Source organism: Afifella sp. IM 167, assembly GCF_020144925.1.
Classification (GTDB): Bacteria; Pseudomonadota; Alphaproteobacteria; order Rhizobiales; family Afifellaceae; genus Afifella.
In genome coordinates this window covers 71,423-92,691 of record NZ_NSLC01000004.1, presented here as the reverse complement: position 1 = coordinate 92,691, position 21,269 = coordinate 71,423, and the positions used below count along the sequence as shown (strand labels likewise).

Genomic DNA, 21,269 nt, shown 5'->3' with positions numbered 1-21,269 from the left:
ATTTGGCCGGGAAAATGACCCCCGCCGTGGCGCGCCGCCGCAAGCGCTCCGACATCGTCGCCGATGCCATCCGTGCCCGCATCATCGAAGAGGGGCTCGTCCCGGGTGAGCGGGTGCCCGCCGCCTGGCTCGGCACGGAGAGCCTGAAGGTCTCGCGCGGCACTTTGCGCGAGGCGCTGAAGGCGCTGGAGGTGGAGGGGCTGATCGCCTCCAAGACGGGACCCGGCGGCGGCGTCTTCGTCACCGCCGTCGAGCCGGAAAGCGCGCTGAGGATGCTCGACAACCTCTTCCTCTACGAGCCCCCGTCGATCGCCGAGATCTATGCGATCCGCAAGCTCATCGAGCCGGAGCTGGCGGCCGTGGCGGCGGGCGCGCTCACGCCGGAGGCGCTCGCCTCGCTTGAGGCGACGGTGCGCCTCTACGAGGCCGAGCCCGTCTCCAGCGAGGAGGAGTACGACCAGCGCATGGCCGAACTCGACTTCCATATCGAGCTCGCGCGCCGTTCGCCGAACCGCGTTCTGGGTTTCGTCGCGGCCTTCCTCGCAAGCCTTCTGCGCGACATGGCGGTCTGCCGCGATATTTACCGTCAGCCGAACCCGGAGCTGCGCGAGAGCGGGCTCAACTATCAGGTCCGCCTCCTGCGGGCTATCCGCGCCGGGGATGCGGAGCGGGCGCGCACCGTCATGCGCGAGCACATGGCCGAAGCGGAGAAATACATGCTGGAACGCGCCGCCATGTCGCTCCGCAGGGGCCTCGGAAAGGCCTGAGCAAAGGGCGTCACTTCGCCCGGACCGGGCGGTTGGTCGCCGCCCTGCCGGGCTGTAAGCTCGCCGGCGGATCGAGGCGGCACGGCACAGGGCCGGATCTTTCAAAGGCTCCAGATTGTCCGAAGATTGATGAACTCCATCGACACCAGCGAGCCGAGAGCCACAAAGCGCGTCCTCGTCCTCGGCGCCACCGGCACGATCGGCCGCGCCACGGTGCGCGCGCTCTTGGCGCGCGGCCACGAGGTCGTTTGCTTCCTGCGTCCGCGTTCCGGCACCGACAAGGTTCCGGTCTCCGAAGAGCTCGCCCGTCTGCTGGAAGGTGCCGAACTCCGCTTCGGCGATGTCACCGATCCCGAGAGCCTTTCCCGCGACGGTTTTGCCGGCGAGCGCTTCGATGCGCTCCTCTCCTGCATGGCCTCGCGCACCGGCGTGGCGCGCGACGCCTGGGCGATCGATTATCAGGCGCATTCGAGCGCGCTCACCGCCGCCAAACAGGCGGGTGTGGCTGAGATGGTGCTGCTTTCGGCGATCTGCGTGCAGAAGCCGCTGCTGGCCTTCCAGAAGGCCAAACTCGCCTTCGAGAGGGAGCTGATGGAATCCGGCCTCGCCTGGTCGATCGTCCGCCCGACCGCCTTCTTCAAGTCGCTCTCCGGCCAGGTGGAGCGGGTAAAGGCGGGCAAGCCCTTCCTCGTCTTCGGCGACGGGCGCCTTACCGCCTGCAAGCCGATCAGCGACGGCGACCTCGCCGATTATCTCGCCGGATGCCTCATCGAGGAGAGCCGCCGCAACCGGATCCTGCCGATCGGCGGCCCCGGCGAGGCGATCACCCCGATGGAGCAGGGCGAGCGGCTCTTTGCTCTCCTTGGAAGAAAGCCCGAGATCAGAAAGGTGCCGGTGGCGATTCTGTCGAGCATCGCGGCGGTTCTCGGTGCCGCGTCCCGCCTCGCTCCGGGGCTGAAGGAAAAGGCCGAGCTCGCCCGCATCGGCCGCTACTATGCGACGGAATCGATGCTCGTTCTCGATCCGAAGACCGGTCGCTACAGCGCTGAGATGACCCCCTCCCATGGCACCGAGACGCTTTTCGACTTCTACGCCAGCCTTCTTGCCGGCGAAGCCTCGGTGGAACGAGGCGAGCATGCCGTCTTCTGATCAGGCGGGTCCTTTCGCTTCGGCCTCGCCCGTTGCCTCCGGCAGGCCCTTGCCCGAGATGAAGCGCGGCCGCTTGCGGCTCCACATGCCGCGGCGCGCATCCTGCGCTTCCTTCTCCGCCGTTTCGTAACGCGCCGATCTCGACCGCGCCCAGCCCTGGCGCACCATCCATTCGCCGACATCGACGCCCGCCACCCGGCAGACGGTCTTTTGCTGGGCGCCCGCCTTGTCCTCCGGCACGACGCATTCCACCGTTCCGCTCTTGACGAGCCGCCGCAGCGCCGTGCGCGCCATCGTCCCGCAGGGCCAGACCGGCTTGCCGCAGCCGAGCCGGATCGGCACGCCCTTGATGCCGTAGAGCGCGATGTCCTGCCGCCCCTCGCGCAGCGTTTCCGCATCGAGCGGCACCGGCGATTTCAGCGCCCGCACCGGGCCGTCGAAATCGGGCTCCGGCTCCGGCGGGGAGGGGGTGGGCGCCACACGCAGGAGAGGTCCGGTCACCACCGGCCCGTGCGTGAAGCCGCGGGGCGTCACGTCCCGCGAGGCGGGCGGAACGACTTCCGGCTTGCTCTCGGCCGGCGTCGCGGTCCCGGCCGGAGCATCGCTCTCCGCCGTCCTGTCCGTCGTGGCCGGATCGAGCCCCGTCAGGCCGAGGAGGGCAGCCAGAAGCGCTGCCAGCAACGCGATTCCCGCAAGGCTAGCCGAGCGCATTCCAGAGGCTCCCGGAAGATGCCGCACCGTCCCGGCACCCATCTATCGGGAGCCGAAGGATTCGCGCAGGCAAGGATGCGTCATGTAGCCGTCTTGCCGCAATAATTCCCGCTCTCCTTCAGGTGTTGCCGAAAAGCCCGTCCACCGCCGCATGATGGCGATATTCACCATCGCGGCCCTGAGGATACAACCGCGAGTATTGATTTGATGTTCGCGCGCGTATCTAGTCCGCCCGGCGCGCCGGGGGGCTTTTCGGGCGAGAACTTCCAGAGACAAAGGAACCGTCCTCCCTCCCGGGCCGGCGCGACGGTGCAGTTTTGCCGCAAGGCGCGGAAGAAATGCCCCTGCGTCGATCTCCTGAGCCTCCTTTTGCCGGAACGGCGGACGAGGCCCGATCATGGCGAGTGTAGCTTTGCACGGAAACGCTGACGACCAGAAGAAGAGCCGAGATTCCGGTGCGCCGGTCAACGGGGCGTCTGCGGGAGCGGACGGCTTCGCCCTTGGTCATCGCGCGGCGCTCGCCGCGACCCTCTCGCTCCTGCTCCTCACTCTCCTCGCCGCGGGTCTCCTCTTCTTTCTCTTTCGGCCGCAAGCGGCCGTTGAGCTCCCCTTTGAAGACAATCGGGCGGAGGAGACGATGTCGATACCCGTCACGCCCTTCGATCCTGCCGACTTTCCCCTGCAACTGCACGCCGGCATCAAGCTGCTGCCGCCCTTCGAGGCCGTCTCCTCCACCAGGCTTGCCGGGAACGGCCGGCCTGCGATCGACCTCGCCTATGTCGAGGGGCTCACCCGCGACGCGGTCTGCCGCGTCGCTCAGGGCAGGCGCCTTCCATGCGGGTTGATGGGCCGGGCATGGCTGCAGAACTTCCTGCATGGGCTCGAGGTCTATTGCGAGCCGCGCTTCATTGCCGGCGAACGGCCTGATTATCAGTGCTTCGCCGGGGGCGAGGACCTTGCGAGGCGGCAGGTCCGGGCGGGCTTTGCCCGGCCGTCAGGCTATGGCTTCGAGCTTTACGCGGCAGCGCTGCAGGAGGCGATGACGGCCGAGGCCGGCGCCTGGAACGGCGGCTGGCGCGTCGATCCGTAGAGCCTGACCCTCCAGATGGGGCGGATCAGCCCTTCTTCGGCCACCGCGCCAGGATCTCCCCCACGATGCCGCGCCGGAAGGTGAGGACGCAGATGACGAAGATCGTGCCCATCACCACCGTCACCCAGGAGCCGATGGTGGCGAGGTAGTTCTGCAGCGCGATGATGACGCCGGCCCCGACCACGGGGCCGAAAATGGTGCCCATGCCGCCGATCAGCGTCATCAGCACGACCTCGCCGGACATGTGCCAGTTGACGTCGGTCAGCGTCGCCGTCTGGAAGACGATTGCCTTGGTCGATCCCGCGAGCCCGGTCAGCGCCGCCGACATGGTGAAGGCGAGAACCTTCAGGAGCGCCACGGGATAGCCGAGCGAGATCATCCGCGCCTCATTCTCGCGGATGCCCTTCAAGGCCTGGCCGAAGGGCGAATGCACCGTGCGGTAGATGACGAAGATGCCGACGAGGAACACCGCCGCCACGAAATAGTACATCGTCAGCGTGTCCCGCAGGTCGAAGAGGCCGAAAACGGTGCCGCGCGGAATCCCCTGGATGCCGTCCTCGCCATGCGTGAAGGGCACCTGCAGGCAGAAGAAGTAGACCATCTGGGCGAGCGCCAGGGTGATCATGGCGAAGTAGACGCCCTTCTGGCGGATGGCGATGGCGCCGAAGACGAGCCCCATCACACCGGCGACGGCGGTGCCGGCGCCAATCCCGAGGACCGTATTGAGCTCCCACGCCTTCACCGCGTGCCCCGTCACATATGCCGCCATGCCGAAGAAGGCGGCGTGGCCGAAGGAAAGCAGCCCCACGAAGCCGAGCATCAGATTGAACGCGCAGGCAAAGAGCGCGAAGCACAGGAGCTTCATCAGGAAGACGGGATAGATGCCGAAGAACGGCGCGGCGATGAGAAGCGCGATGCCGAGAAGGGCGAGGACGGGCGTGACGAAACGCCGGCCGCGGAGGCCTGTGGCGGGCTTCATGGCGGTATCGGTCATTCGCGCGGCCTCCCGAAGAGGCCGTTGGGCCGCAGGATGAGAACGATCGCCATGATGACGAAGACGACCGTGGAGGAGGCTTCCGGATAGAAGGTGCGCGTCAGCCCCTCGATGAGGCCGATTCCGAGGCCCGTCACGATCGAGCCGAGGATCGAGCCGAGCCCGCCGATGACGACGATGGCGAAGACGACGATGATCAGGTTCTGTCCCATGATGGGGCTGACGGTATAGACGGGGGCGGCCAGGATGCCGGCGAAGCCTGCCAGCCCGACGGCGAAGCCGTAGGTCAGCGTCATCATCAGCGGCACGTTGATGCCGAAGGCGCGCACGAGGTCGGGTCTTTCGACGGCGGCGCGCAGATAGGCGCCGAGCCGCGTGCGCTCGATGAGAAGCCAGGTGCCGAGACAGACGGCGAGCGAGGCGACGATTACCCAGGCCCGGTATTTCGGCAGGAACATGAAGCCGAGATTGTATCCGCCGTTGAGGATTTCCGGCGGCGCGTAGGGCTGGCCGGAGACGCCGTAGAAGTTGATGAAGGTGCCCTCGATGATGAGGGCGAGGCCGAAGGTCAGCAGCAGCCCGTAGAGGTGGTCGAGGTCGTAAAGATGCGAGAGCATCGCGCGCTCGATGACGATGCCCACGGCGCCGACGATGAGCGGCGCCAGGATGAGGCCCGGCCAGTAGCCGATGCCGAGATAGTTGAGCAACAGCCAGGCGACGAAGGCGCCCATCATGTAGAGCGCCCCATGGGCGAAGTTGATGATGTTGAGGACGCCGAAGATCACCGCCAGGCCGAGGCTGAGCAGGGCGTAGAACGACCCGTTGATCAGCCCGATGAGAAGCTGGCCGAAAAGGAGCGGCGCCGGCACGCCGAAGATTTCCTGCATCGAGGCTCCCTGTGAGCGAGGGCCCGGAGCGGCGCGCCGCCCCGGGTTTGAAATCCTGCGCGGCCTATTTCTTCGCGAGGCTGCAGGAGCTCTTCTCGATCGGCAGGAAGGCCTCCGAGCCGGGGATCGTCTTGACGATCTCGTAATAGTCCCACTTTCCGGCGGAATCGCCGGGCTTCTTCACCTGCACGAGGTACATGTCGTGCACCATGCGGCCGTCCTCGCGGATCGTGCCGTCCTCGGCGAAGAAGTCGTTGATCGGCATCTTCTTCATCTGGTCGACAGCCGCCTTGCCGCCGTCGTCGTCGATCTCTTCCACGGCCTTCAGGTAGTGCATAACGGCCGAATAGACGCCCGCCTGGACCATCGTCGGCTTCTGCCCGTTCATCTTCTCCGCGAAGCGGTCGGCGAACTTGCGCGTGTCCTCGTTGCGGTCCCAGTAAAAGCCCGTGGTCAGCGTCAGCCCCTGGGCGACATCGAGGCCGAGCGCGTCGACATCGGTGATGAAGCCGAGGAGGGCCGCCAGCTTCTGTCCGCCCTGCACGATGCCGAAGGAGTTCGCCTGCTTGATGGCGTTGGTGGTGTCGCCGCCGGCATTCGCAAGGCCGATCACGTCGGCGCCGGAAGCCTGCGCCTGCAGCAGGAAGGAGGAGAAGTCGCTGCTCGACAGGGGATGGTTCACCGAGCCGACCACCGTTCCGCCGTTTGCCTCCACGACGGCGGCCGTGTCCTTCTCCAGCTGATGGCCGAAGGCGTAGTCGGCCGTCAGGAAGAACCAGCTCTTGCCGCCCTCGTCGACGACCGCCTTGCCGGTGCCGACGGAGAGCGCATAGGTGTCGTAGGTCCAATGCACGAAGGTCGGGGCGCACTGGTCGTTGGTAAGGGCGGTCGTCGCCGCGCCCGAATCCAGGAAGGCGGTGTCCTTCTCCGAGGTCACCTGCTGGACGGCGAGCGCCACGGAGGAGGTCGGGACGTCGACGATGACGTCGACGCCGTCCTGGTCGATCCATTGCCGCGCGATGTTGGAGCCGACATCCGGCTTGTTCTGGTGGTCGGCCGAAAGCACCTCGATCGCCTTGCCGTTCACCGTTCCGCCGAAATCCTCCACGGCCATGCGGGCCGCCACGACGGAGCCTTCGCCGGAAAGGTCGGCATAGAGCCCGGAGCGGTCGTTCAGGACGCCGATCTTCACGGCGTCGTCCGAAATTTCGGCCTGCGCCGCGCCGGCGAGGACCGTGCCGAAAGCTACGAGAGCCGAGGATGCGAGTGCCAGTCGATGAAGTCTCATGGGGTTCCTCTCATTCGTTTCTTTCCTCCGGACCCGTATTCACACGCCCAGAAGCTCGTTGAGCTCGTCCATCCGTTCCTTGATGTCCGCGCGCTTGTAATTGTCGACCACGTGGCCGTGCTCGACGATGTAGTGGCGGTCCGCAAGCCGGGCCGCGAAGTGGAAATTCTGCTCCACCAGCAGGATGGTGAAGCCGAGCTCCTGCAGACGGCGCACGCTGCGCCCGATCTGCTGCACGATGACGGGGGCGAGCCCTTCGGTCGGCTCGTCGAGAAGCAGCAGGCGGGCACCCGTCCTGAGGATCCGGCCGATCGCCAGCATCTGCTGCTCGCCCCCCGAGAGCCGGGTGCCGGAGGCGCCGGAGAGCCGTTCCTTGAGGTTGGGGAAGAGCTCGTAGATCTCCTCCAGCGGCAGCCCGCCCTCCTGCACCTGCGGGGGAAGGAGCAGGTTCTCCTTCACCGTCAGGCTGGCGAAGATGCCGCGCTCCTCGGGGCAGTAGGCGATGCCGCGGCGGGCGATCTTGTCGGGCTTGAGGCCGATGGTCTCCTCGCCGTTGAGGCGGATGGAGCCCTCGCGCCTGCCGACCAGGCCCATGATGGCGCGCAGCGTCGTGGTCTTGCCCGCGCCGTTGCGGCCCAGGAGGCTGACCACCTCGCCCTCGTGGACGGAGAAGTCGATGCCGTGAAGGATGTGGGATTCGCCGTACCAGGCGTGGAGGTTCTCCACCTCCAGGATGGGCGTGCCATCACTCATCGCCGGTACCCATATAGGCCTGCCGCACTTCGGGATTGCGCGAGACTTCCTCGTAGGAGCCCTCCGCCAGCACCTGGCCGCGCTGCAGCACCGTGATCGTGTCCGAAAGGTCGGCGACGACCTCCAGGTTGTGCTCCACCATCAGCACCGTCCGGTTCTTCGCCACCTGCCGGATGAGCTCGGAGACGCGCGAAATGTCCTCGTGCCCCATGCCGGCCATGGGCTCGTCGAGGAGCATCATTTTCGGCTCCAGAGCCAGCGTCGTCGCAATCTCCAGCGCGCGCTTGCGCCCGTAAGGCATTTCCACGGCCTGGGTGTTGGTGAATTCGGACAGGCCGACGGCTTCCAGCAGCTCGTGCGCCCGCTCGTGCAGCCGGTGGAGGGCGCTCGCCGGCTTCCAGAAATGGAAGGAGAGCCCCGTCGGGCGCTGCAGCGCGAGGCGCACGTTCTCCAGCGCCGTCAGATGCGGAAAGACCGCCGAGATCTGGAAGGACCGCACCAGCCCCTCCTGCGCCACGGCGTGCGGCGACGTCTTCGTGATGTCGTGGCCGGCGTAGCGGATCGTCCCGGAGGAGGGCTGCAGGAACTTGGTAATGAGGTTGAAGCAGGTCGTCTTGCCGGCGCCGTTCGGGCCGATCAGGGCATGGATCGTGCCCTCGCGAACTGCGAGATTGACGCCGCTCACGGCCGCGAAGCCGGCGAAATACTTGGTGAGATTCTGGGTTTCCAGAATGAACTCGGACATTTCCTCGCCTGTTCCCGCGGGTGCGGGCTGGACATGCGGCAGGAGTTGTTCCCCTGTCCGCAGAAGCTCTGCCGGTGCTCTTCGGCGCCTTCGCAGATTCAAGTGCTTGGCAATTGTTGTCGCACTCGGCGGTGATGCCTGCAAGACGCCAAGTTGCCTGAATTTTGGCCCTGTCGTTACGGAAACCGGTGCAAAAAAACGCCCGCCGAAGCGGGCTGAAGGGAACCTGCAAAGGCTGGGGACCGGCAGGTCGTCGGACTTTTTTGCAAGCCCGGCTGCAGCGCGGGGCCGCGCCGCAAGGAAAGCTTAGCCGCCTGCCATGACATGTGGACGACAGACACGACGATGCGCGGCAATACTTGCCGCCGGCTTTCCTACTGCCTGCGGGATCGATCCGTTGTGCAGCCGCGCGGGCGCCGCTAGGGTCCGCCGACTTTCCGGAGGAGCCGAATGAGCCTGAGACCGGTCGTTGTCCTGCTGCTGGCGAGCCTTCTCGTGCCGCCGGCAATCGCCGCCGCGCAGGAGACGGACGCGCCAGGCGCCGCGCTCTCCGAGGACTTTGAGGCGGGCGACCTCACGACCCGCGGCGCGCTCTACTACAAGGACAATTTCGAGCAGGAGGCCGGTCATTTCCGCTTCCTTCAAGGCGCCGGTCGGAATGGCTCGCGCGCCATCGAGCTCACCCTTTCGGAGCATTGCCCGAAGGGCGCCGAGGACTGCTCCGAGCGCGCCGAACTGTGGGAGGCGAAGGACCGCCAGCTGCCCTACGGCACGCCGGTCTGGTACCGGTTTTCCGTCCGCTTTGCGGGCGGCCGGCCGATGGCCGACCATCGCCATGTCATGGCCCAGTGGAAGCGCACCGTGCCCAAGGGCGTGCCGGGAAATTCCAGTCCGTTCCTGGCGCTGCGCCTGCGCGAGGGGAAGATGTTCTTCACCGTCGAGACGCATCTGCTTCAAGGCGAGAAGAACCCGGACGGCACGACGAAATTCCCCTGCACCGGCGAGGAGATGGCGATCTGGTCGCGGCCCTATGATGCGCAAAGCCGCGGCTGGGTGATCGCCGAGGCGGGCGAGCGGCCGGAGCGCAAGTCGGAATACGATGCCTGCACGCGCGAGATCTCGGTGAAGCGCTACCTGCCGGCCCTGCCCGAGGCCGAGGACGGCTGGTTCAACTTCGTCGTCTTCGTCCGGCCGGACCCTGAGGGTGACGGGCGGATCGAGATCTTTGTGAACGAAAAGCACGTCGCTAGCGTCACCGGCAAGATCGGCCACCGCGATCTCGGTCCTCGCCAGTACTTCAAGTTCGGTCCCTACCGGGATGCGGACAAGGGCAGCTGGAGCCTGATCTACGACGATTTCGCCCGCTCGGCCGATTGCACGGACATGCTTTCGGCCGCGACCTGCGGGGAACTCGGCCTCTAGGCCCGGCTAGAGATCGGCCTGCCGTCCGGCCTCGCGCCGAAAGCGCCCGGCCATTTCCTCGTTCAGGCCGTTGCCGAGCCGCTGGTAGCGCGTCTCCGGAATTCGGAAAGCGGGAGCGGGCCGCCCGGTGAGAAACAGGTGCAGCTCCTCGATCGCCGCCCGCGGCGCCGCCAGCACGTCCTCGTACCAGAGGGTCAGCACCGGCCGGCCGGAGCGTTTCAGCCAGCTGGCGACGCGCTCTTCGGCTGCGCCGTGGCGGGCGAAGGCGGCCCCGATTTTCTCCCCGTCATAGGGAACGGCGGCTTTCTCCGCCTCGTAGCGGGCGAGCCCGTCGGGGCTGCGCACATGCCAGGTGCGCGTCGCTTCGGCGAGGTATTCGGAGACCGCCTGTGCCGCCCGGTCGCGCCGGCGGAAATGCACGAAGTGGCTTCGAGCGGCGAGCCGGTCGACGCTTCGCCGTTCCTCCAGGGTCAGGAGCGGCGACAGTTCCAGCGCGAAATCGTGGATGATCTTAGTGCCGAAGATCCCATCCTTCTGGTCGCTGCGGGCGAGAAGGGCGAGCCAGCGCGCGAAGTCGAAGCCGAAGACGCGGCGGTTCTCCACCATGAAGCGGATGAGCGGGCGCAGATGCTCGGTCGGACGACCGAGAAGGCCGGTCTCGCGCACGAGGTTGGAGAGCCAGGTGGAGCCCGTGCGCGGCGCGCAGAGGATGGCCCAGGTGACCTCGGGCGGCGGGCTCGCCATCACCTCCGCTTCCTCGCCGAAAGGGTCGGCTCGGGCTGAGGCCATCACGGCCGCGTCGCCGACGAAGCCCTTCACGGCAGCCTTCGGGAAATGGGTGGCGGCGTAGCGCTTCAGGCGCGGCTCGTCCTGGAGCGAGAGCGCCCACAGATGGCCGATCCGCGCGCGCTCGGCCGCCGGTGCGTCGGTGGAAACGAGAAGATGGGCGAACTCGCCCTGCCAGGACGTTTTGAGGAAGGCGGCGGCGGCGGGATCGGCAAGGAGGCGGGCATCCTCGCGTCCGGCCAGATGCTCCAGCAGGCCGAGTTTCTTCACCGCGCGAAAGAGCGCATCCGCCGTCGGAGCCTCAGTCACCGCCGCCCCCGCTCGTGGCGAGGCCGAATATGTCGGCGACCGGCGGCATCGCCGCGCCGCGATGGTCGCAAAGGAGTTCGACAAGCTCGGCCGAGAAATCCCAGCAGCCATCGTCGTGGGCAAGATGATGCGTGAGAATGCCGATCGGGCCCTCTTCTCCCGCAAGCCGCTTCTGCGCCTCATCTGCCAGGCACCGCCAGGCCACTTCCCGTCCGATGAAGGCCCGTGTCGTGCGCCACTCTATGACGTCGAGATGGGCGTTGCGCTCGCCCGCAAGCCCGCGGCTGCGGCCGAGCCGCGACAGGCCGAAGATGCCGAGGCTCGGCAGCGCCTCCGCCACGGCATCGGCAATGTTGTTCCAGGGGGGAACGAAGACCGGCAGCGGCGAGGAAAAGAGCGCATGCAGGCGCTCGCGACCGAGCTCGATGTCCGTCAGACACCGCCTGAGATCGCGCGAGGCCGGAAATTCCGATTTCTTTTCGCCCTCGTGAGAATGGTCGCGATGGGCGAGCCCGTGCTGCAGGACGGCGACCCCCGGCAGGTGCTTCAGCCTTTCGGCAAGTTCCGGGCTCGCCGGTTCGGGAATGACGGCGAGGCCGAGCGGCAGTTCCTCCTCGGCGAAGAGGGCGAGCAGCCGGTCGAGTTCGTCGGTGGGCTCGGTGGCGTCGTCGTCGCGCCAGAAGAAGGATATGGCGCAGCCCTCGTTCGCGGCCTTGTCGAGCGCCTCGACAAAGCGGCTCTTTTCGTCTTCGGCCTTCGTCATCGCTTCTCTCCGGCAGCAGATATCAGGTATCGCGCCGATTCCCGTGCGCCGTCGAGGCGCAAGGAGGATCTGGGCGGGTGAAGTGCCATTGCCTCGTCGATCGCCCCGGCGAGCGTCTCGGGCGAAAGTCTGGCCTCCGGCAGGAGGACGGCAAGACCTCCTTTTGTCAGAAGCTCGGCGCGTTGCGTCTGTTCGCTTTCCGAGCCCTCGGCGAAGGGCACGAAGACGGCCGCGACCCCTGCGGCAAGGATGTCGACGGCCGTGTTGTAGCCCGCCTGGCTGACGGAAAGGCGCGCCCGTTTCAAAAGGTCGGGAAAGTCGGGCCGGGCCCGCTCAACGATCACGCCTTCCGGCGCTGCTGCCGCCAGCTGCGAGAAATCCGCTTCCGGCAGGTTGGCGCCGGCGAGGATGCGCCATGTGAGGTGCCCGGCCTTGCGGCTATGCGCGCGCGCCGCGATGGCGGCGTCGAGGATTGCCCTGCCGACCGCCCCGCCGCCGCAGGAGACGATGATCTCTGCCTCGCCGATGCCGGGCGGGGCGGGCACGGCGGAGGCGCCCGAAACATAGCCGGTGTAATGCGTGATCCCTGCGAGCCGGCCCGCGGCGCCGAAACTGTCTTCCAGGCGCACGAAGGCGGGATCGGAATGAACGAGGATCGCGTCGTAGCGAGCAAGCGCGAGCTCGGCCATCGCGCCTTCCTTCTCCGGCGGCTTGCGCACCAGAATGTCCCGGACAGAGGCGGCGACGAGGCTCTTTCGGCGAGCAGCCCGCACCTCCGAGATCAGCGGCAGAAGCTCGGCCCGAAAGGCGCGGCGGGCCAGCGGGAAAGCCTCCGTGAGGAGGATATCCGGCTCGATGCGCCGTGCGGTCTCAAGCAGGATCCGGCGCCGCTTCTCCCACCAGGTCTCGTCGACGGAGCGGCCATGCTCGTCGAGGATGGCGCTGAAGGCGTTGTCGGCGGCATGCGCCGGGGGCAGGGCGACGATTTCGATCCCGGACGTATCAACCGAGGCGGGCAGGCGAGCGCCGGTGGCGAGCGTGACGGCGACGCCCTTGTCGCGAAGCGCCCGCGCGATGGCGCCGGCGCGCACCGAATGGCCGGTGCCGAGGAGGTGCTGCACCCAGATCAGCGCCTTCATGGGAGGGGCCTGTCCGCGAAGTTGCGGCAGGTGCGCTCCAGGAAGGCGGCGAGCTTTGCCTGCCCGGCCTTAAGGCTGTGCTCGGCGACGGCGATCCGCCGCGCTTCTTCGCCCATCCGCGCGCGCACCGCCGGGTCGCGAAGCGTGTCGAGCGCGGCGAGGATCGTCGCCGGATCGGAGGCCTCGACGAGAAGCCCGGTTTTTCCGTCCCGTACCACGTCCGGCACGCCGCCGCTCCGCCCGCCGATCGCCGGCAGGCCGGAAGCCATCGCCTCCATGAAGACGAAGCCGAAAGGCTCTTTCACCGAGGGCCAGACGAAGATGTCGGCCTCGCGGTAGAGCGCCTGCAGCCTTTCGGCCGGCACGCCGCCGAGAAAGCGGGTTTTCTCAGGGGCAAAGAGCGGCTCGATCGCGCCCCGTTCCGGCCCTTCGCCGACCACGCAAAGGTGCCAGTCGCAAAACTCCCAGGCCGAGAGTGCGGAGGCGAGGGCGCGATAGGTCTCGGCCTTGTTGCCCGGCCGCATCATCCCGACGGAAAGGAGCTTCAGCGTCCTGCCCTCTGGGCGATGCAGCGGCGCTTCCAGAAAGGGAGAAAGGTCGGAAAAGGGCGCAAGCCGCGTCAGCCTTGCCTCCGGCACGACCGCCTTGAGCCCCGCTTCATCCTCCGACTGGATGGCGGCGACGAGGGACGCGCCTTCCAGCGCGGCGCGGGCATCGGCAGCGCCCTGTGCCCAGGGGCCGGCCATCTGCTTCCGGGCAAAGCTCGCTTCGATGATGCCGTAGGGGATGGCAAGCGCCTGCGAGACGGCAGGGCCGATCCAGTCGGGCGCCCGGTGGTAGAGATGGTAGGTGAGGAAGAAGTCGGGCGGGTTCTCGCGAAGCCGTGCCAGGACGGCGGCCGCCTCCCTGAGACCTTCGCTCCGGAGCGCTGGCTGCCTGTCGGGCTCGCGTGTCCAGGACCGGAAGCGGCTGGCGAGTTCCACATCGTGGCCGAGGCCGGAAAGGGCGGCGAGGATCGCGCGGGCGAAGGTGCGATCGCCCGAAGGCACCGGGTCGTCCGGCGGTTTCATCGGCGCGGCGAAGGCAATTCTCATCGTCCTGCCAGAGAGGCTTTCAGCTTCTCCGCCATGAAATCGATCCCGGGCTCGCAGGAAAAGCGCGAATGCACGCGTGCGAATGCCGCAAGCCCCTGCTCGCGGCGCCTGCCCGCATCGTCCATCATGGCCGAAAGCGCCTCGGCCAGCGCTTTCGGGTCGCGCTCGTGAACGAGAAGCCCGGTCTTGCCGTCCTCGACGAATTCAGGGATCGCCGAGACCGTCGTGGCGACGGCCGGCAGCGCGAAGGCCGCCGCCTCCATCAGGACGTTCGGCAGGCCGTCCCGGTCGCCGGAACGGGTGATGCGCGAGGGCAGCACGAAGATATCGGCCTCCTTGAGGGCGTCGAAGACATTCTCGCGAGGCTGTGCGCCACGGAAATCCAAGCGCTGCGAGATGGCAAGCTTCTCCGCTTCGGCGCGCAGCCGCGCGATCAGGCCGCCGCCGCCGATATGCACCAGCCGCCAGCGCGGATCGGATTTCAGCAGCGCAAGGGCGCGCAGGAGGTCCGAAAAGCCCTTCTTCTCCACCGCGCGCCCGATGGTGAGGATGGTGATCTCCTCTGCCTGCGGATGCTCCGGCGGGCTCGAAGGGAAGCGGGCAAGGTCGAGCCCGTGATAGACGAGCGAGATCTTTCCCGGATCGTCGGAAAGGCTCTTCAGATAGGCCACGTTCGCCGCCGTGCAGGTCGCGCCCCAGCGCGCCGAGGCAAGCTTGGCTGAAAGCTCGGGCGCCGGCGTCGTCCAGATGTCCTTGGCATGGGCCGAAAAGGACCAGCCGATGCCCGTCATCAGGCTGGCATATCGCGCGACCGAGGCCGGCGTATGCAGGAAATGGCAGTGCATCCAGCCGATGTCGCTCGGCATCTCGGCCGCGAGCACGCAGGCCTGGCCGAAGCGCCGGCGCCGGTTGGCGGTCCGGTCGGCGGCGAAGTCGGCCTCGAAGGCGGCGAGGGCGGCCTTGTATCCCGGCAGCTCTTCGGCGAGCCGCCGCGCGCGCCGGACCCGCGCCGGATCGTCCTTCAGGTATTCGGGAAGATAGTAGCGCTCCGCCCCGATCTCGCGGTGAAGGTCGTGCTCGTAGGGGTCTGTCGGGTGGCGCAGGGAGACGATCATCTGCGCAATCCCTCGCCTCTCCAGGCCGAGAATCTCCTGGGCGATGAAGGTCTCCGACAGGCGCGGATAGCCCTTGAGGAGTGTCGCGACGCGCATGGCCCGGCCTGCCCTAGGGCAGGGTGCGTTTCAGGATATCCGGCTCCAGCACCTGCGCGACCTGCTCGTAGATGTTCTGCCAGCCGTCGAGGAGACCGGGAATGCTACTGGCCGAAGGCGGCTTGCGCTCCGGCAGCTTGGAGAGCGCATCGGTGATGGCCGTGACGTCCGGATATCGGTCGATCGGCAGGTGCGTGGCGAGCCCCAGCGCCTCGGCCCTTTCGGCCCGGATCGCCTGCTCGCGCCGCGGCACGATGCGCGGGATGAGCAGCGTCGGCTTGTCGAAGGAAATCGCCTCGCAGAAGGTGTTGTAGCCGCCCATGCCCACGAGGGCGATCGCCCCGTCGATCAGCGGCTCCAGCTGCGGCGTGAAGCGCATCATCTTCACGTTCCGGAGGCTTTCCGCCCGTTCCATGAAGGCCTGCTGCTCGCTCTGGGCCATGAAAGGCCCGAGAACGACAAGGGCGGGGTAGAGGGCGCGTTCCTGCGCCTCGTAGGCGCGGAACACCCAGTCGACGAGTTCCATCCCGTCCGCTCCGCCGCCGGGCGTCACGAGGATGTAGGGATCGCCCTCGAAGGGGTCGGGCTGGTAGCTCTCCATCGCCGGCAGATGGCGCCGCAGATATCCGGTGAAGACCATCTTGTCGCGCACCGCTTCCGGCAGCGGCAGCCCGGCGAGCGGATCGTAGATCGACTTCAGCCCGTAGACCCAGATCTCGTCATAGATATAGGTAAGGGCGTGATAGGCCTCCTTGCGGGCCCATTCGGTGGCGAGGATCTGCTGGTCGTCGAGCACGTCCCTGAGGCCGAGCACCAGCCGCGTGCCCATCCGTTTCAGCGCCATCAGGGTCGGCCGCACCTCGCCCCTCAGGCCGTAGGGCTCCTTGTCGACGATGAAGATGTCCGGCCGGTAGATCGTCGCCGTATGCTCGATGATCGAGGAGCGGATCGACAGCGTCTCGTTGATGTCGAGCTTCGGGTTGAGCGAGGTGTATTCGCCGTTCCTCAGCTTGATGACGCCCGGCACGCGCACGAAATCGACGCGCGAGCGATACTCGAAGCTGCCGATGATCGGCGAGCCGGAAAGGATCATCACCGAGGCGTTTTCGAAGCGCTCCACGAGCGCCTCCGCCAGGGCCTGGCAGCGCCGCAGATGCCCGAGCCCGAAGGTATCGTGGCTGTAGATGAGGATGCGCGATTTTTGAGTCATGCCGTCGAGGCGCCTGCCGCATGCTTTGGAAAAGGCCGCGGTCCCCGAAGCCTGACTTCCTCTGCTCGAACGTAGACCGGCTCAGGGGTTTCAACAAGGAGGCCGAGGCGCATTGCCCTGCGGCTCGCGCCAGCCTATCGCAGGGGACATGGCCGGCAGCAAGCACGACTTTCGCAACAAGTGGCGGCGGGGCCGCGAGGACCTCGCCTTCGAGGCGGTCTCGGCGCTCCTTTCGCCCTTCCGCTCCCGGCCGCCGAAGAAGAACGGCCTCCTCAATCTCGGCTTCGGCAGGAACCGGCGCGAGGCATACGTCAACGCCGACTTCTTCCCCCTCAACCTCCTGCACCGCCTGAAGGGAGAGGAGCCGCAGAAGGTCGACTGGGCGCTCGATCTTCGCCGGCCCCTCAGATGCGACGATGCCTTCTTCGAGGGCGTCTATACCGAGCATGTGCTGGAGCACCTCAGGATCGCCGATACGCGCCGGCTTCTCGCCGAGCTCTGGCGCGTGATGGCGCCCGGCGCCGTCATCCGCATCATCGTTCCCTCGCTGGAGAAGTACGCGGCCTACTATGCCGGCGAGGTGCCCCACGAGAACTTTCTCAAATGGAAGATCCGCGCCGAGGCGATGTGGAACCTAAACCACAATTGGGGGCACAAATGCTGCTACGATTTCGAACTGATGGCGGAGGTTCTGGCCGAAGCGGGCTTTGAGGATATCCGCCGCTGCGATTTCGGCGAGGGAGCCGAGCCGCGGCTGCTGCTCGATACGCCGCAACGCGCATGGGAAAGCCTCTATGTCGAGGCCCGCAAAGGCGGAGCAGCCGCCGCGAAAGCCTAGTTACCGCGCCTGTCATCGGCCTGTGTGGGTCGATGCGATAATTCTTGCGCGCCTCCAAACTGTTCGCCAAGCTGCTTTTCGTGAACGAGCTTAGTCCGCCCAGATCCGCCTCCCCGCAGAGTGAAACGGCCGCGCCGGCTGCAGGTGCCGGGCCGGTCCTCGACATTCGCGACCTCGTTGTCGATTTTACCGGCGACGACGGCGTGAGCCGGGCGGTGGACGGGGTCTCCCTGCAGGTCCCGCGCGGCTCGACGGTGGCGCTCGTGGGCGAATCCGGCTCGGGCAAGACGGTGATCTCGCAGGCCCTCCTCGGTATCCTTCCGAAGAAGGGGCGCATCGTCTCCGGCCAGATGCTGTTCTGCGATCCGCGGAGCGGCAAGACCGTCGATCTCGCCGGCCTCGACCCGATGAGCGAAGCGATGCGCTGCATTCGCGGCGACCGCATCTCCATCGTCTTCCAGGAGCCCATGACGGCGCTTTCGCCGCTGCATACGATCGGCGACCAGCTCGGCGAGGTGGTGCGCCTGCATCGCGGCGTCGGCCGGCGCGAGGCGCGCGAGCTTTCTGCCGAGATGCTTCGCCTCGTGCAGTTCCCGGACCCGCAGCGCGCACTTTCGGTCTATCCGTTCGAGCTTTCCGGCGGCCTTCGCCAGCGCGCCGTCATCGCCATGGCGCTGATGTGCCGCCCGGCGCTCCTCGTCGCCGACGAGCCGACGACGGCTCTCGACGTCACCATCCAGGCCGAGGTGCTGCATCTCATCCGCCGGGTGCAGGGCGAGCTCGACATGTCGGTCCTGCTCATCACCCACGATTTCGGCGTGGTGGCGAACATGGCCGACCATGTCGCCGTCATCTATCGCGGCCGCATCATGGAATCGGGCTCCATCGACGATGTCTTCCGCCATCCCGGCCACCCCTATCTGAAGTCGCTCCTGAACGCCGTGCCGCGCTTCGATATGGGGCCGGACGAGAGGCTGCAGCCGATCCGTCCCATCGACGCGCGCCCGGCGGTGTTCCTGCATCGCGACCGCGCGGCGCCGGAGAGCGCGACGCCTCTCCTGGAACTGCGCGATGTCTCCAAGATCTATCATCTGCGGCGGACCGGGCCGGCGGCCGGCCTGCGCACCATCCGCGCCATGGACGATGTCAGCCTCAGGGTGAAGAGCGGCGAATGCCTCGGTCTCGTCGGCCAGTCCGGCTCGGGCAAGACGACGACGGCAAAGGTGATCCTTGGCGCCGAGGATCCCGATCGGGGCTCCGTCCTCTATCGCTTCGACGGCGAGGCGCGCGACCTTTCCACCCTCTCTTCGGCCGAGCGCTTCGCCTTCCGCCGCCGTGTCCAGATCATCTTCCAGGATCCGTTTTCCTCGCTGAGCCCGCGCATGACGGTGCGCGACATCCTCGCCGAGCCGCTCGTCATCCATAAGGTCGGCACGCCGGAGGAGCGGCAGGAGCGGGTGAAGGAGCTGATCCGCATGGTCGGGCTCAACGTCAGCCACCTGCGGCGCTACCCGCATTCCTTCTCCGGCGGCCAGCGCCAGCGCATCGGCATCGCCCGCGCGCTCGCCCTCTCGCCGGAGCTGCTTCTGTGCGACGAGCCGGTCTCCGCCCTCGACGTTTCCGTGCAGGCGCAGATCCTCAATCTCCTGAAGGATCTCAAGGCCGAGCTCGGCCTCACCTTCGTCTTCGTCAGCCACAACCTTGCCGTCGTCGACTACATCGCCGACCGCGTCGCGGTGATGTGCGCGGGCCGTATCGTGGAACTGGCGGACAAGCGGGCGATCATCGAGGAAGCCCGCCACCCCTATACGCAGGCGCTCCTGAAGGCGATCCCGACGCCGAGCCTCGACCAGAAGCTCGACTTCGCCGCGCTGGCGCAGGAGGGCGCTTCCGATCCCGCCTGCTGGCCGGAGCCCTACCGCCTGGTCGACGGCATGGAGCCGAAGCTCCAGGAAGTCGCGCCGGGCCACTTCGTCTGCGTGCCGCAGGCGCGGCAAAGGGCGGCGTGATGCGTCTTTCCGGGCTTTTCTCCGCGCTCTTCGCCGCCACGCTCCTCGCGATCCCGGCAGGCGCGATCCCGGCAGGCGCGGCGGCCGCCCAGCCGCCCCTCATAGAGACGGAGACGCTTGCCAAGACCCATGACGTTTCCGCCCTGCCGCCGATCGAGGAAAGGGTGCCGCAGGACCCGCTCGTCTACGATACCTTTCCGGAGGGCGGAGGACCCGGCCGGCACGGCGGCGAACTCCACAGCATCATCACGCGCAAGAAGGACGTGCGCCTCGTCAATGTCTGGGGCTATGCGCGCCTCGTCGTCTTCGACCGGAACCTGGAGCTGAAGCCCGACATCCTGAAATCCGTCGATGTCGAGGGCGACCGCGTCTTCACCTTCCACCTGCGCGCCGGCCACAAATGGTCGGACGGCCATCCCTTCACCGCCGAGGATTTTCGCTACTATTTCGAGGACATCGCCTCCAATGCGGAGCTCACGCCGGGCGGCCTGCCGGCCTTCCTGCTCGTCGACGGCAAGGGACCGCGTTTCGAGATCATCGATCCGCTGACGGTCCGCTATGCCTGGGACAAGCCCAATCCCGGCTTCCTGCAGAATCTGGCGAGGGCCCGTCCGCCCTTCATCTACCGCCCGGCGCACTTCCTGAAGAAATGGCACGAGCGCTACGGCGACCTCGCCTTCATCGAAGCGGAAATGGCGCGCGACAAGAAGCGGAGCTGGGCGGCCGAGCACAACCTCATGGACGACATGTACGGCAACGAGCATCCGGAGATGCCGACCCTGCAGCCATGGGTCGTGCAGCCGGCCTCGGGACGTCGTTTCACCTTCATTCGCAATCCCTATTACCATCGCATCGACAGGAACGGCCGCCAGCTTCCCTATGTCGACCGCATCGTGCTCGACGTCGCCGATGCCCGGCTCGTGGCGGCCAAGGTGCATGCCGGCGAGGCCGATCTGCAGGCGCGCGGCCTCTCCTTCTCCGACATCACCGTCCTGAAGAACGGCGAGGAAGAGCGCGACTACCAGACCCTCTTCTGGCCCGACGCCAAGGCGGCGCGCATCGCGCTCTATCCCAACCTCAACATCGAGGACGAGGGCTGGCGCAAGCTCTTCCTCGACGTGCGATTCCGCCACGCCCTGTCGCTCGGCATCGACCGCGAGCTCATCAACCGCGTGCTCTTCTTCGGCCTGGCGACACCGAGCAACAACTCCGTCACGCCGCTGAGCCCGCTTTTCCGCCCGCAGTACCGCACCGCCTGGACGCAGTACGACCCCGATTTCGCCTCCGCGCTTCTCGACGAGATCGGCCTGACCGAGCGGCGCGGCGACGGAATCCGCCTGATGGCGGACGGGCGTCCGCTGCAGATCATCGTGGAGACCGATGGCGAGAGCCCGGAGATCGTCGATGCGCTGGAACTGGTGCGCGAGACCTGGCGCGAGATCGGCGTCGACATGATGATCAAGCCATCGGAGCGCGACAACATCCGCCGCCGGGCGAATGCCGGGCTGCTGCAGATGGTCGCCGATGCCGGCTTCGACAACGGCATCCCGACGGCCGACATGCCGCCGGACGATTTCGCTCCGATCGTCTACGAGAACTTCATCTGGCCGGCCTGGGGCGAATATTTCGCCCACCATGGCGAGAAGGGCAAGCCGGTCGATTACGGGCCCGCGCGCCAGCTGGTGAAGCTCTACCGCGCCTGGCAGCGCACGATCACGACCGAGGAGCGACGGCGCATCTGGCAGCAGATGTTGCAGATCCACGCGGCCGAGACTTTTTCCATCGGCATCGTCGCCGATGTCTTCCAGCCGGTGGTGCGCTCCAACTATCTTCGCAACGTGCCGCTCGCCGGCATATACGGCTGGGATCCGGGCGCACAGTTCGGCCTGCATCGCATGGATGCCTTCTGGTTCGACGACGACGCTATGGAAGTGACACCGGTGAAGGTCGGCAGGAACGAGGTCGGCATCGGGACGAAGTGAAGACGCCTGCTTCAGCGTTTGGGGGCGCTGCGGCTGAAAAACGGATGGTGCCGCCGAAAAAGTTCGGTGTGCGGCCGGGAGGAACGGGCGGGAGAATTCCCGCCGCTGGGGGAGAGGCGAAG

Annotated in this window: 19 protein-coding genes; 7 read left to right on the top strand and 12 right to left on the bottom strand. The window is 67.0% G+C overall.

Going from position 1 to position 21,269, the window contains the following annotated elements; genetic code table 11:
• Window positions 1–2: 2 nt before the first annotated feature.
• Window positions 3–767 (top strand): FadR/GntR family transcriptional regulator, encoded by a 765-nt coding sequence (locus tag CLD20_RS07915; protein ID WP_224406075.1) that lies wholly within the window; start codon window positions 3–5, stop codon window positions 765–767.
• A 129-nt stretch (window positions 768–896) separates the two neighbouring features.
• On the top strand, window positions 897–1,916 hold the full coding sequence (locus CLD20_RS07910) for an NAD(P)H-binding protein (RefSeq protein ID WP_224406074.1): 1,020 nt from the start codon (window positions 897–899) through the stop codon (window positions 1,914–1,916).
• Here the strand turns inward: CLD20_RS07910 and CLD20_RS07905 are convergent, their stop codons facing one another.
• A complete protein-coding gene (locus CLD20_RS07905; RefSeq protein WP_224406073.1) occupies window positions 1,917–2,627 on the bottom strand; it encodes a thermonuclease family protein in 711 nt (236 codons plus the stop codon).
• A gap of 397 nt (window positions 2,628–3,024) precedes the next feature.
• Here CLD20_RS07905 and CLD20_RS07900 point away from each other — a divergent pair, with 397 nt between their 5' ends.
• Window positions 3,025–3,717 carry a thermonuclease family protein gene (locus CLD20_RS07900; RefSeq protein WP_224406072.1) on the top strand — a complete coding sequence of 231 codons (693 nt, stop codon included), beginning with the start codon at window positions 3,025–3,027 and terminating at the stop codon, window positions 3,715–3,717.
• Between the two features lie 25 nt (window positions 3,718–3,742).
• Here the strand turns inward: CLD20_RS07900 and CLD20_RS07895 are convergent, their stop codons facing one another.
• The 5 genes from CLD20_RS07895 to CLD20_RS07875 form a co-directional block, all read right to left on the bottom strand.
• Complete coding sequence (locus CLD20_RS07895; RefSeq protein ID WP_370636842.1) at window positions 3,743–4,711, bottom strand: branched-chain amino acid ABC transporter permease; 969 nt, start codon at window positions 4,709–4,711, stop codon at window positions 3,743–3,745.
• Window positions 4,708–5,598, bottom strand: coding sequence for a branched-chain amino acid ABC transporter permease (locus CLD20_RS07890; protein ID WP_224406071.1), 891 nt, complete (start codon window positions 5,596–5,598; stop codon window positions 4,708–4,710). Before CLD20_RS07890 ends, CLD20_RS07895 begins: the two co-directional genes overlap by 4 nt.
• A 64-nt stretch (window positions 5,599–5,662) precedes the next feature.
• On the bottom strand, window positions 5,663–6,886 hold the full coding sequence (locus CLD20_RS07885; protein WP_224406070.1) for an ABC transporter substrate-binding protein: 1,224 nt from the start codon (window positions 6,884–6,886) through the stop codon (window positions 5,663–5,665).
• A 39-nt stretch (window positions 6,887–6,925) separates the two neighbouring features.
• Window positions 6,926–7,639, bottom strand: coding sequence for an ABC transporter ATP-binding protein (locus CLD20_RS07880; protein WP_224406069.1), 714 nt, complete (start codon window positions 7,637–7,639; stop codon window positions 6,926–6,928).
• Complete coding sequence (locus CLD20_RS07875) at window positions 7,632–8,384, bottom strand: ABC transporter ATP-binding protein (RefSeq protein ID WP_224406068.1); 753 nt, start codon at window positions 8,382–8,384, stop codon at window positions 7,632–7,634. Before CLD20_RS07875 ends, CLD20_RS07880 begins: the two co-directional genes overlap by 8 nt.
• Window positions 8,385–8,834: 450 nt before the next feature.
• Here CLD20_RS07875 and CLD20_RS07870 point away from each other — a divergent pair, with 450 nt between their 5' ends.
• Window positions 8,835–9,806 carry a heparin lyase I family protein gene (locus CLD20_RS07870; protein ID WP_224406067.1) on the top strand — a complete coding sequence of 324 codons (972 nt, stop codon included), beginning with the start codon at window positions 8,835–8,837 and terminating at the stop codon, window positions 9,804–9,806.
• 6 nt (window positions 9,807–9,812) lie between these two features.
• Here the strand turns inward: CLD20_RS07870 and CLD20_RS07865 are convergent, their stop codons facing one another.
• Genes CLD20_RS07865 through CLD20_RS07840 form a run of 6 tightly spaced genes read right to left on the bottom strand, consistent with a single transcriptional unit; the run spans window position 9,813 to window position 16,318 of the window.
• Entirely contained in the window at window positions 9,813–10,901 is a 1,089-nt protein-coding gene (locus CLD20_RS07865) for a Stf0 family sulfotransferase (protein ID WP_224406066.1), read from the bottom strand.
• Entirely contained in the window at window positions 10,894–11,664 is a 771-nt protein-coding gene (locus CLD20_RS07860; protein ID WP_224406065.1) for a polysaccharide deacetylase family protein, read from the bottom strand. The genes CLD20_RS07865 and CLD20_RS07860 overlap by 8 nt, the downstream gene beginning before the upstream one ends.
• Window positions 11,661–12,803 carry a glycosyltransferase family protein gene (locus tag CLD20_RS07855; protein WP_224406064.1) on the bottom strand — a complete coding sequence of 381 codons (1,143 nt, stop codon included), beginning with the start codon at window positions 12,801–12,803 and terminating at the stop codon, window positions 11,661–11,663. The genes CLD20_RS07860 and CLD20_RS07855 overlap by 4 nt, the downstream gene beginning before the upstream one ends.
• Entirely contained in the window at window positions 12,800–13,897 is a 1,098-nt protein-coding gene (locus CLD20_RS07850) for a glycosyltransferase family 4 protein (protein ID WP_224406063.1), read from the bottom strand. Before CLD20_RS07850 ends, CLD20_RS07855 begins: the two co-directional genes overlap by 4 nt.
• A complete protein-coding gene (locus CLD20_RS07845) occupies window positions 13,894–15,108 on the bottom strand; it encodes a glycosyltransferase (RefSeq protein ID WP_224406062.1) in 1,215 nt (404 codons plus the stop codon). The genes CLD20_RS07850 and CLD20_RS07845 overlap by 4 nt, the downstream gene beginning before the upstream one ends.
• Window positions 15,109–15,121: 13 nt before the next feature.
• Window positions 15,122–16,318, bottom strand: a complete 1,197-nt coding sequence (locus CLD20_RS07840) for a glycosyltransferase family protein (protein WP_224406061.1) — start codon at window positions 16,316–16,318, stop codon at window positions 15,122–15,124.
• Window positions 16,319–16,466: 148 nt separating this feature from the next.
• Between CLD20_RS07840 and CLD20_RS07835 the strand changes: the two genes are divergently transcribed.
• The 3 genes from CLD20_RS07835 (at window position 16,467) to CLD20_RS07825 (ending at window position 21,147) form a co-directional block, all read left to right on the top strand.
• Window positions 16,467–17,156, top strand: a complete 690-nt coding sequence (locus CLD20_RS07835; protein WP_224406060.1) for a methyltransferase domain-containing protein — start codon at window positions 16,467–16,469, stop codon at window positions 17,154–17,156.
• Between the two features lie 203 nt (window positions 17,157–17,359).
• Window positions 17,360–19,165, top strand: a complete 1,806-nt coding sequence (locus CLD20_RS07830; protein ID WP_370636851.1) for a dipeptide ABC transporter ATP-binding protein — start codon at window positions 17,360–17,362, stop codon at window positions 19,163–19,165.
• Window positions 19,165–21,147, top strand: a complete 1,983-nt coding sequence (locus CLD20_RS07825; RefSeq protein ID WP_224406411.1) for an ABC transporter substrate-binding protein — start codon at window positions 19,165–19,167, stop codon at window positions 21,145–21,147. The genes CLD20_RS07830 and CLD20_RS07825 overlap by 1 nt, the downstream gene beginning before the upstream one ends.
• Window positions 21,148–21,269: the final 122 nt, after the last annotated feature.